Genomic DNA, 9,036 nt, shown 5'->3' with positions numbered 1-9,036 from the left:
CCACGTCAACCCGCGCCGCCGCGCCCAGCTTTCCATGCCCACGTCCGCCTCGCCCGCCACTAGCGACGAAATCGCGACCCACGTAACCAACCGCATCGGTTTCATCGAACTGGAGCGGCCGAAAGCGCTGAATGCGCTGTCGACGAGCATGATTCGCGCGATCCACACGGCGCTCGACCAGTGGCGCGACGACCCCGAGGTGCTGGCCGTCGTCGTGCGCAGCCGGCATGAGCGCGCGTTCTGCGCGGGCGGCGACATCCGCTTCATGTATGAGGCGGCGCAACGCGGCGACCAGCAGGCCCGCGATACATTCTTCAGCGAGGAATACCGGCTCAATCACGCGATCTTCGTGTATCCGAAACCGTATATCGCGTTGATGAACGGCATCGTGATGGGCGGCGGCATGGGCATTTCGCAGGGCGCGCATCGCACCGGCGGCCTGCGCGTCGTCACGCAATCGACGAAGATGGCGATGCCCGAAACGCGTATCGGCCTCTTTCCGGACGTCGGTGCGAGCTGGTTTCTCGCGCGCACGCCCGGCGCGCTCGGCCGCTATCTGGCGGTGACGGGCGAGACGATCGGCGCGGCCGACGCGTTGTACGCGGGCCTCGCCGATGTCTACATCGACGACGCGGCGTTGCCCGCGCTCGTCGCTACGTTGAGCCGCGAACCGTTCGAGCGCGGCGCGGATGTGGTTGCGTGCGTCGAGCGCGAAACGCTCGCCTATCAGGTCGCGCCGCGGCCCGAGGAGAGCGCGCTCGCGAAGGCGCGCACGTTGATCGACCGGCATTTCGCGCAGCCCGACGTCGCGCGGATACTCGCGTCGCTCGAACAGGAGCGCGAGCGCGGCGGCGACGCGGCGGAGTGGGCCGAGCGGACGATCGCGGTGCTGCGCGAGCGCTCGCCGCTGTCGATGGCGGTCTCGCTCGAAGTGGTCACGCGCGCGGAGGGGTCGATGGCCGACGTGCTGCGTGTCGATCTCGATCTGACACGTTCGAGCTTCCTGCTCGGAGACACGGTGGAAGGCATTCGCGCGCGCATCATTGACAAGGACAACGCGCCGCGCTGGCGTTTCGCGCGCATCGAGGACGTCAACCAGGCCGATGTGGAGAAGATGTTCGACAGTCCGTGGCCGGCGGACGAGCATCCGCTAGTCTCTCTGCGCGGGTGAACGTGCACTGAGCGTGCACTGAGCGCGCACTGAACGCGCCGCCTCGCGAACCCGCCCGCGAAAATCTACGCGTTGCGCGGATTCACGCGCGACGCGCTCATTCCTCGGCCTCGCTCGCCATGAACGCGCGCATGAACACGAGCGCGCCCCAGCCCCACATCGCATTCGCCGCGAAGCCCACTGCGAGCCGCGGCAGCATGTTGCCGCTCGGCCAGATGCCGCGCAGCGGATCGACGACGAACACGCTCGCCGCGGTCAGCACGATGCCGCCGAACACGAATGCCGGTACCCAAGGCGCGTGCCGATGCGGCGCGACGCGCAGCAGCCAAGCCATCAGCACGGCCCAGCACGCGCTCCAGATTGCGTTCGCGATGAATTCAGGCAGGCCGAGCGGCAAAAACGGCGCGGTCGAAAAACCGGTCGGGTCGATCATGCCGGCGGCGTGCATCAGCGCCAGCGTCGATTCGCGGAAGAACAAAGAAGCCAGAAAACCGGCGACGAACGGCAGAATTATTTTGTGCATGCATTGCACCGGCAACGTACTGGCGACGCGAATCGCAACGCCTGTACCGGGTGATTGGAAACGAGCGCCATTATATCGATCGGGGTGCGGGGGCCGCGGCCGCGTGTGTAAAGCGCAACAACCGTATGCCGTAGCGCCGGGCTAATCACGAAAGCGGAATTCCTAAGCTAAAAAAAATCGTTCAAAAGCCGCGGACCGCTCCATAGACTGTTTCCTGATGCAGACGGCGCGGGTGTCGCCGTCATCCGTTAAATCGAGCGCACCACGCGCACGTTGGTCGAGGAAAACCGTCGCAATGTCGAGCCTCATGCCGAATCTCCGTTGCCGCAGGGCCCGCGCGCGGTCGTGTTCGCGGTGTCGTCCGCCCGGCGCATAGGCTTTCAGCGCTTTTGCCGGTGGCCAGAGTCCACCGTCCGTTTCGCAATCCTTCAACACGTCGCAGCGCCTTGCCGGTTGCCGGCTCGATGCGCGCGGCCGGCGCTCGCGCCCACCGTTTTCTTTCAAGAGCAGGCAGGAGCAACAACATGAATGTGTTCTGGTTCATTCCGACTCACGGCGACAGCCGCTATCTCGGTACGTCCCAAGGCGCACGCGCAGCCGATTACGACTACTTCCGGCAGATCGCCGTCGCCGCCGATACGCTCGGCTACGAGGGCGTGCTGCTGCCGACCGGCCGCTCGTGCGAGGACGCCTGGGTCGTCGCGTCGAGCCTGATTCCCGCGACCCAGCGGCTCAAGTTCCTCGTCGCGATTCGCCCGGGACTGTCGTCGCCGGGGCTGGCCGCACGCATGGCGGCGACGTTCGACCGGCTGTCGAACGGGCGGCTGCTGATCAACGTGGTGACGGGCGGCGACGCGGCCGAACTGGCCGGCGACGGCGTATTCGTCGATCACGACACGCGCTACGAAATCACCGACGAATTCCTGCATATCTGGCGCAAGCTGCTTACGGCTTCGCATAGCAACGAAGCGATCGATTTCGACGGCGAGCATCTGCAATCGAAAGGCGGCAAGGCGCTGTATCCGCCGGTGCAGAACCCGCATCCGCCGCTGTGGTTCGGTGGCTCGTCGGCGGCCGCGCACGATATCGCGGCCGAGCACATCGACACCTATCTGACGTGGGGCGAGCCGCCCGAAGCGGTCGCAAAGAAGATCGCCGACATTCGCGCACGCGCCGCGGCACGCGGCCGGCAGATCCGCTTCGGCATCCGTCTGCACGTGATCGTGCGCGAGACCGAGGAAGAAGCGTGGGCCGCCGCTGACAAGCTGATCAGCAAGCTCGACGACGACACGGTCGCGCGTGCGCAGGCGTCGTTCGCGAAGATGGATTCGGAAGGCCAGCGCCGCATGGCCGCGCTGCACGGTGGCAAACGCGGCGGGCGTGAACAGCTCGAGGTCTATCCGAATCTGTGGGCGGGCGTCGGGCTCGTGCGCGGCGGCGCGGGCACTGCGCTGGTCGGTAGTCCGGAGCAGGTGGCCGCGCGTATGAAGGAGTATGCGGCACTCGGCATCGAGACGTTCATCCTGTCCGGCTATCCGCATCTCGAGGAATCCTACCGCTTCGCCGAACTCGTGTTTCCGCTGCTGCCGCAACGCTTCAGCAAGGTCGCCAACGGGCCGCTGTCGGGGCCGTTCGGCGAAATCGTCGGCACCAGCGATCTGCCGAAGGCGGCGAGCGCGAGCTGATCGACCGGCAAGGAGAAAAGCCAACATGAGTGACACTGCTTTTAGCGCGGCCACGGGGGCAACCCCGCAGCCCGCGTCCGCCACACGCGCTGACGCGTTGCGCCGTTTCGGCGCGCACCTGGTGCCGTGGCTCGCGCCCATCGCGATCCTGCTCGCGTGGGAAATCGCCGCGCGCAGCGGCGCGCTGTCGACACGCGTGCTGCCCGAGCCGCTCGCAGTCGTGAAGGCGGCCTGGTCGCTGATCCAGTCCGGCGAAATGTGGGCGGACGTGAAGGTCAGCACGTGGCGCGCGGTGTCGGGCTTCGCGATCGGCGGCGGCATCGGCCTCGTGCTCGGACTGGCGACGGGTTTGTTCAAGCCCGCGGAAATCGTGCTCGATTCGACGGTGCAGATGATCCGCAACATCCCCGCGCTCGCGATGATTCCGCTCGTGATCCTGTGGTTCGGCATCGAGGAACAAGCGAAGGTGTTCCTCGTGGCGCTCGGCGTGTTCTTTCCGGTCTATGTGAACACGTTCCACGGCATCCGTTCGGTCGATGCGAACCTGATCGAGATGGCGCGCAGTTATGGCGTCGAAGGTTTCGCGCTGTACCGCCACGTAATCCTGCCGGGCGCGCTGCCGTCGATTCTGGTCGGCGTGCGCTTCGCGCTCGGCCTGATGTGGGTCACGCTGATCGTCGCCGAGACGATTTCCGCGCAATCGGGCATCGGCTACATGACGATGAATGCGCGCGAATTCCTGCAAACCGATGTGGTGGTGGTCGGCATTCTGCTGTACGCGGCGCTCGGCAAGCTCGCGGACATGCTCGCGAAGAGCCTCGAGCGCGTGTCGCTGCGCTGGCATCCGGCCTATCAGCGAGGAGCAAAAGCATGAGCGCAACGACACTAGCGACGACCTTCGGCGGCATCGCGGGCAGCGACCTCGAGACCGAGCTCGCGCAGCCGCGGCTCGCGGATCACGACGCGAACGAGGCCGCGGACATCGAGCGGGACGGGGCGGCCGGCTTGCAACCCGCCATTGCACTGGCCCGTAGCGACGCGCGCCCCGCAAGCGACTACGCGGTGCAATTGCGCGGCGTCGGCAAACGCTATGGCGAGCGCGAGGTGCTGTCGGGCTTCGATCTGTCGATCGAGCGCGGCAGCTTCGTCGCGATCGTCGGCCGCAGCGGCTGCGGCAAGTCGACGTTGCTGCGACTCGTCGCCGGTCTCGAAGAAGCCAGCTCGGGCGTGCTCGAAAAACGCGCCGGCAATGGCGGTCCGCTCGACACCCGCATCATGTTTCAGGATGCGCGTCTTCTGCCGTGGAAAAGCGTGCTGCAGAACGTGATGCTCGGCCTCGGCCGCGGCGGGGGCGCGCGCGACGATGCGCGCGCGGTGCTCGCCGAAGTCGGCCTGCTCGAACGCGCGAACGACTGGCCCGCGCAACTCTCGGGCGGTCAGCGGCAGCGCGTCGCGCTAGCGCGCGCGCTCGTGCATCGTCCGCAATTGCTGCTGCTCGACGAGCCGCTCGGCGCGCTCGATGCGTTGACGCGCCTCGAAATGCACACGCTGATAGAACGGCTGTGGCGCGAGCATCGCTTCACCGCGCTGCTCGTCACGCACGACGTGCACGAAGCCGTCGCGCTCGGCGACCGGATTTTGCTGATCGAGGAGGGCCGCATCGCGCTCGATCAGCCGGTCGCGCTTGCGCGGCCGCGGGCGCGGGCGTCGGCGGGCTTCGCCGCGCTCGAAGATCACGTGTTGCAACGCGTACTCAAAAACGCGCCGAACGACGACACGCTCGCGCATCGCGCGTACGAGCCCTATGACCCGTACGGCTTGCCGGAACCGGGCCGTCTGACGCGGCCGACCGAGGTGCGCTGGGCCGTCTGAGCTTTCCAGCAAATCGATCCCATCTGATCCATTCCGTTATCAACCGCTTCTGTGGAGTTATCTGAAATGAGCATTTCCGCCATCAACGTGCGCAATCAATTCAAAGGCAAGGTCAAGGAAATCATTCGCGGCTCGGTGGTGTCCGAAGTCGACGTGGAGACGCCGTTCGGCATCGTCACGTCGGTGATCACGACGCGCTCCGTCGACGAACTCGAACTGAAAGTCGGCTCGGAGGTGGTCGCGCTCGTGAAGTCGACCGAGGTGTCGATTGCGCGGCTTTGACGACGTTGCGCTAGCGCGAGCGGCGTGCGCAGCGGCTACTTCGCGTTTGCGCCGCTTGCTGGCGGCTCGTGCGACATGTGGTCGTTGGTTGGCTTCGTCGGTCGTTTGATCGGCATGTTGTCCGGGTTGCTCGAACCTCCGGCGCCCGATGCCGCCTCGGGCGGTTTGGCCATCGGCGCATGGCTGTCCGGCGGTGCGCTGGACGCTGTCTGCGTGACGGCGTTCGCGCCGCTCGCGAGCAGCGCCGCCAGCGCTGCAGCAGTGGCCGTAAGGGTGGCCCAATTGCCTCGCTTCATGTCGTTCTCCTTCGATGTCGCGCGTCGTCTGTAGACACGCGGCTGTGTGCACGATTCACTAGTAGCAGACTGTGTTCCGGGGCCGCTGCGGGCGCGCACGCCTGCATCCGCCGATGAAACTTGCTACGATGAATTGACCATTCCGACGGAGACGGCCATGTCGAAGTCCTTGAGTCCCGAAGCGGTCGAAGCGTTGCGGCGTCTGAACGACGTGGGCGTCGGACAGACGGCGCCCGAAGTCGCGCAGTCCGTCGCGGCGGAGTTGCTGGCATGCGACCTCGTCGCCGAAGCGGGCAGCGGTGGGGTCGAAATCAACTGCAACGGCCGGCAGTATCTTTCCGGCGACTGCAATTGATCCGCTGATCGGCGGCCGGCCGCGCGGCCGGGGTGAAGAGCGAGGCGGCGCGTCGCGGGTGAGTCGCGCGCGTTCGTTTGCCCGCGATCAGCGAAACCACGGAGACGAACATGGAGCCGAAGGGCGTCGACATGGGCGACTATCAGGCGCGTTATGGCGACTATGACATCGAGGTGGCGGTCGAACAGGTGCTGACCGGCGTCAAGGCGCATTTCCGGGTGCTGCGCGACGATTCGACGGTGGTCGACTGGCAGCTCGTGCATATCGATAGCTTGTGGTCCACCGAGCATGCGGCCGCCCAGGCGGCTTTCAGTGCGGCGCGCGAGTTGATCGATGCGGGGCTGGCAAGCTAATGGCGGATAGTCGCGTCGCGACGGAATGGTGCCGGGCGCACTACAGCCGGCGTAAACGCAACTGGGCGCCGGCATCGATACTGCATGCGCGGCGCCCAGTTTGATCGCTGCCTGCAGAGGCAGCGGATCCGACGGTACTGCTACTGCTGGCGGCTTAGTGGCCGAAGTACACCGATTGCGGGCCCGACTTGGACTCGCTGCGCGAGCCCGATTGGGTCGACACGCTATTCACGCCACCGTACGCATTCGATTGCGCGTTGGCGCGTTCAGCAGCGACGGTCTCGGCGTTCTGGCCTTGTTGTGAAGCCGGCGCGCCAACCGACGGACGATAGTACGGCGCCGGACCATAGCCGCTTGCGAAAGCGGGAGCGGCGATCGAGGCGGAAGCGGCAACCAGCAGGGCGGCGATAAACTTGGTCTTCATGGGAGGACTCCGATAACGTTTCGACTGCATTTCAGGAAGATGTTGCAGGAGCCAGTGAACCAGGTGTCTGCAACGTCGATGGAAGGCAGTGTATACCCCTACTATCGATAATTTGTGCCGATAATCTGAAATTACTATTCCCGACGAAGAAACAATCGTTCAGACGTAAGCGCGGCAAGGCAGAGCGGTGATCCGGCCCTGCTGGCCAAGCGGTTTTTGAGAATAGGAAGGAGGCGGGAAGGGGTGATGCGGGCCGGAAGACCGCAGGTTCATCATGGAAAACGCAGAAGGCTGCCAGCAAAACGAAAACGGCGTTGTGATTGCTCACAACGCCGTTTGCTTGAAATCTTTGGGGTGGCTGATGGGACTCGAACCCACGACGACAGGAATCACAATCCTGGACTCTACCAACTGAGCTACAGCCACCACTAACATCCGCTTGACTTGCTTTAAAACCTGTCTCGCCGACGAAGAAACGAGATTATAGGGACTAGATTTGGCTTTGCCTAGTCCTTTATTCAAAAATTTCGAGGGGCTCGCGCAGATGCTGTCTCGCTTCGTCGAAGATGGTCAGATCGCGGGCCGCAAGCCGCTTGCTGTCGGACAGAACTCGACGCCAACCGCGCGCGCCAGCTTCGCCGCGATACAGCCCGAGCGCATGGCGTGTGATCGCGCCGAGATAGGTGCCGCGCGCCATTTCGGTCGCGCAATACTCGATCAGTTTCGCTTCGACCTGATCGCGCGTCAGCGGCGCCTGCGTCGCCCCATAGAAGCGCGCGTCGACATCGGCGAGCACGTACGGGTTGTGATACGCCTCGCGCCCGAGCATCACGCCGTCGACGTGCTGAAGATGCGTGTCGACTTCGTCGAGCGTCTTGATGCCGCCATTGATGATGATCTCCAACTGCGGAAAATCGCGCTTCAGCTGATACGCGTAGTCGTACTTGAGCGGCGGAATCTCGCGGTTTTCCTTCGGGCTCAAGCCCTTCAGGATCGCGTTGCGCGCATGAACGATGAACACGTCGCAGCCGGCTTGCGCGATCGTGCCGACGAAATCGCGGACGAAGCCGTATTCCTCGACCGTATCGACGCCGATGCGGTGCTTGACCGTGACCGGCACCGATACGACGTCGCGCATCGCCTTCACGCAATCGGCGACGAGTTGCGGCTCGTTCATCAGGCATGCGCCGAACGCGCCGCGTTGCACGCGCTCGGACGGGCAGCCGCAATTCAGGTTGATTTCGTCATAGCCCCATTGCTCGCCGAGCTTTGCCGAACGCGCGAGATCGTCGGGCTCGCTGCCGCCGAGTTGCAGCGCGACCGGCGCTTCGTCGGGCGTGAACGCGAGATGACGCGGCACGTCGCCGTGCAGCAGCGCACCGGTCGTCACCATTTCCGTGTAAAGCCACGTATGGCGCGAAATCATTCGATGCAGCGAGCGGCAATGACGATCCGTCCAGTCCATCATCGGGGCGACGGACACGCGGCGGGGGCTGGGAGTGCGGGGTAAAGACATGGAACGGCCGAGCGGGCTTGAATCAAAACGATAATTTTACCGCAAGGCCAGAAAGCGCCGGGCGCGCTGAGGCCGTGTCACTGTCGCGACGGAGGCGGGCACCGGTTCGTCGATGCATCAAGGCCTCAATGCCTGAATGCCTCAGTGTCCATGTCCCCCCATCCCGCCATCGCCGGTCCACGCGCTGCCGCCGCCGTGCATGCCGCCGAATCCGCCGCCGTGCCATCCGCCGGCCCCCCCATGCCATCCGCCGTGCCCGCCGTGCCAACCACCGCCATGCCATCCGCCGCGACCGTGCCAATAGCCATGGCCGTAATAGCAGCACGGGCCGCCAAAACCGCCGTAGAAACCAATCGAGCCGTACACCGGCCCGTAGTAAGGCGGTCCGTACGCGTACGGATAATAGGGTTGCGCATAGCCGTAGTCCGCTGGCGGCGCGACGGCGCATCCAGTGATGCTCGCTGCCACGGCCGCTAGCAGTGGCAGCGTCATCGATGCAATGAGCCTGGTCACGATTTTCTCCTTCACGTAAACCTCAGAAAAACCGCGTGCAACGGAG

At 64.9% G+C, this 9,036-nt stretch carries 13 protein-coding genes and 1 tRNA gene; 7 read left to right on the top strand and 7 right to left on the bottom strand.

The window, feature by feature from the left end; all coding sequences use genetic code 11:
* The first annotated feature begins 34 nt into the window (after window positions 1-34).
* Window positions 35-1,171 (top strand): enoyl-CoA hydratase/isomerase family protein, encoded by a 1,137-nt coding sequence (locus AB3X96_RS06495; RefSeq protein WP_368589032.1) that lies wholly within the window; start codon window positions 35-37, stop codon window positions 1,169-1,171.
* A gap of 97 nt (window positions 1,172-1,268) precedes the next feature.
* On the opposite strand, the gene AB3X96_RS06490 is transcribed toward AB3X96_RS06495, so the two are convergent.
* Complete coding sequence (locus AB3X96_RS06490; RefSeq protein WP_176108714.1) at window positions 1,269-1,694, bottom strand: hypothetical protein; 426 nt, start codon at window positions 1,692-1,694, stop codon at window positions 1,269-1,271.
* Between the two features lie 162 nt (window positions 1,695-1,856).
* Window positions 1,857-2,129, bottom strand: coding sequence for a hypothetical protein (locus tag AB3X96_RS06485; protein WP_368589031.1), 273 nt, complete (start codon window positions 2,127-2,129; stop codon window positions 1,857-1,859).
* Between the two features lie 89 nt (window positions 2,130-2,218).
* Here AB3X96_RS06485 and ssuD point away from each other — a divergent pair, with 89 nt between their 5' ends.
* From ssuD to AB3X96_RS06465, 4 genes are all read left to right on the top strand, one after another.
* Window positions 2,219-3,379 (top strand): FMNH2-dependent alkanesulfonate monooxygenase, encoded by a 1,161-nt coding sequence (gene ssuD / locus AB3X96_RS06480; RefSeq protein WP_368589030.1) that lies wholly within the window; start codon window positions 2,219-2,221, stop codon window positions 3,377-3,379.
* A 25-nt stretch (window positions 3,380-3,404) separates the two neighbouring features.
* On the top strand, window positions 3,405-4,253 hold the full coding sequence (gene ssuC / locus AB3X96_RS06475) for an aliphatic sulfonate ABC transporter permease SsuC (RefSeq protein ID WP_368589029.1): 849 nt from the start codon (window positions 3,405-3,407) through the stop codon (window positions 4,251-4,253).
* Window positions 4,250-5,251 (top strand): ATP-binding cassette domain-containing protein, encoded by a 1,002-nt coding sequence (locus AB3X96_RS06470; protein WP_368589028.1) that lies wholly within the window; start codon window positions 4,250-4,252, stop codon window positions 5,249-5,251. Before ssuC ends, AB3X96_RS06470 begins: the two co-directional genes overlap by 4 nt.
* Before the next feature lie 66 nt (window positions 5,252-5,317).
* The gene (locus AB3X96_RS06465) at window positions 5,318-5,533 is read left to right on the top strand and encodes a molybdopterin-binding protein (protein ID WP_008922916.1); all 216 of its coding nucleotides are present in this window, start codon (window positions 5,318-5,320) and stop codon (window positions 5,531-5,533) included.
* Window positions 5,534-5,568: 35 nt separating this feature from the next.
* On the opposite strand, the gene AB3X96_RS06460 is transcribed toward AB3X96_RS06465, so the two are convergent.
* On the bottom strand, window positions 5,569-5,829 hold the full coding sequence (locus tag AB3X96_RS06460) for a hypothetical protein (RefSeq protein WP_368589027.1): 261 nt from the start codon (window positions 5,827-5,829) through the stop codon (window positions 5,569-5,571).
* A gap of 157 nt (window positions 5,830-5,986) precedes the next feature.
* Here AB3X96_RS06460 and AB3X96_RS06455 point away from each other — a divergent pair, with 157 nt between their 5' ends.
* Both AB3X96_RS06455 and AB3X96_RS06450 read left to right on the top strand, forming a co-directional pair.
* Entirely contained in the window at window positions 5,987-6,184 is a 198-nt protein-coding gene (locus AB3X96_RS06455) for a hypothetical protein (protein ID WP_013089281.1), read from the top strand.
* Between the two features lie 110 nt (window positions 6,185-6,294).
* Window positions 6,295-6,537, top strand: coding sequence for a DUF6566 family protein (locus AB3X96_RS06450; RefSeq protein ID WP_368589026.1), 243 nt, complete (start codon window positions 6,295-6,297; stop codon window positions 6,535-6,537).
* Between the two features lie 154 nt (window positions 6,538-6,691).
* On the opposite strand, the gene AB3X96_RS06445 is transcribed toward AB3X96_RS06450, so the two are convergent.
* The 4 genes from AB3X96_RS06445 to AB3X96_RS06430 all read right to left on the bottom strand — a co-directional run bounded on the left by AB3X96_RS06445 (window position 6,692) and on the right by AB3X96_RS06430 (window position 8,990).
* A complete protein-coding gene (locus AB3X96_RS06445) occupies window positions 6,692-6,961 on the bottom strand; it encodes a hypothetical protein (RefSeq protein WP_176108707.1) in 270 nt (89 codons plus the stop codon).
* Between the two features lie 350 nt (window positions 6,962-7,311).
* Window positions 7,312-7,387, bottom strand: a tRNA-His gene (locus AB3X96_RS06440).
* Window positions 7,388-7,475: 88 nt separating this feature from the next.
* On the bottom strand, window positions 7,476-8,477 hold the full coding sequence (dusA, locus tag AB3X96_RS06435) for a tRNA dihydrouridine(20/20a) synthase DusA (protein ID WP_368589025.1): 1,002 nt from the start codon (window positions 8,475-8,477) through the stop codon (window positions 7,476-7,478).
* 141 nt (window positions 8,478-8,618) lie between these two features.
* Complete coding sequence (locus AB3X96_RS06430) at window positions 8,619-8,990, bottom strand: hypothetical protein (protein WP_368589024.1); 372 nt, start codon at window positions 8,988-8,990, stop codon at window positions 8,619-8,621.
* Window positions 8,991-9,036 lie beyond the last annotated feature (46 nt).

Origin of the sequence: Paraburkholderia sp. BR13439, from assembly GCF_040948805.1 — a bacterium.
Taxonomy (GTDB): Bacteria; Pseudomonadota; Gammaproteobacteria; order Burkholderiales; family Burkholderiaceae; genus Paraburkholderia; species Paraburkholderia youngii.
The sequence above is the reverse complement of the archived record's forward strand: the minus strand, read 5'-3'. Positions and strand labels throughout refer to the sequence as shown.

Bases quoted from the DNA above. Each gene is read 5' to 3' on its own strand.
- AB3X96_RS06495 (WP_368589032.1), top strand. From the start codon at position 35: ATGCCCACGTCCGCCTCGCCCGCCACTAGCGACGAAATCGCGACCCAC.
- AB3X96_RS06490 (WP_176108714.1), bottom strand. From the start codon at position 1,694: ATGCACAAAATAATTCTGCCGTTCGTCGCCGGTTTTCTGGCTTCTTTG.
- ssuD (WP_368589030.1), top strand. From the start codon at position 2,219: ATGAATGTGTTCTGGTTCATTCCGACTCACGGCGACAGCCGCTATCTC.
- ssuC (WP_368589029.1), top strand. From the start codon at position 3,405: ATGAGTGACACTGCTTTTAGCGCGGCCACGGGGGCAACCCCGCAGCCC.
- AB3X96_RS06470 (WP_368589028.1), top strand. From the start codon at position 4,250: ATGAGCGCAACGACACTAGCGACGACCTTCGGCGGCATCGCGGGCAGC.
- AB3X96_RS06465 (WP_008922916.1), top strand. From the start codon at position 5,318: ATGAGCATTTCCGCCATCAACGTGCGCAATCAATTCAAAGGCAAGGTC.
- AB3X96_RS06460 (WP_368589027.1), bottom strand. From the start codon at position 5,829: ATGAAGCGAGGCAATTGGGCCACCCTTACGGCCACTGCTGCAGCGCTG.
- AB3X96_RS06455 (WP_013089281.1), top strand. From the start codon at position 5,987: ATGTCGAAGTCCTTGAGTCCCGAAGCGGTCGAAGCGTTGCGGCGTCTG.
- AB3X96_RS06450 (WP_368589026.1), top strand. From the start codon at position 6,295: ATGGAGCCGAAGGGCGTCGACATGGGCGACTATCAGGCGCGTTATGGC.
- AB3X96_RS06445 (WP_176108707.1), bottom strand. From the start codon at position 6,961: ATGAAGACCAAGTTTATCGCCGCCCTGCTGGTTGCCGCTTCCGCCTCG.
- dusA (WP_368589025.1), bottom strand. From the start codon at position 8,477: ATGTCTTTACCCCGCACTCCCAGCCCCCGCCGCGTGTCCGTCGCCCCG.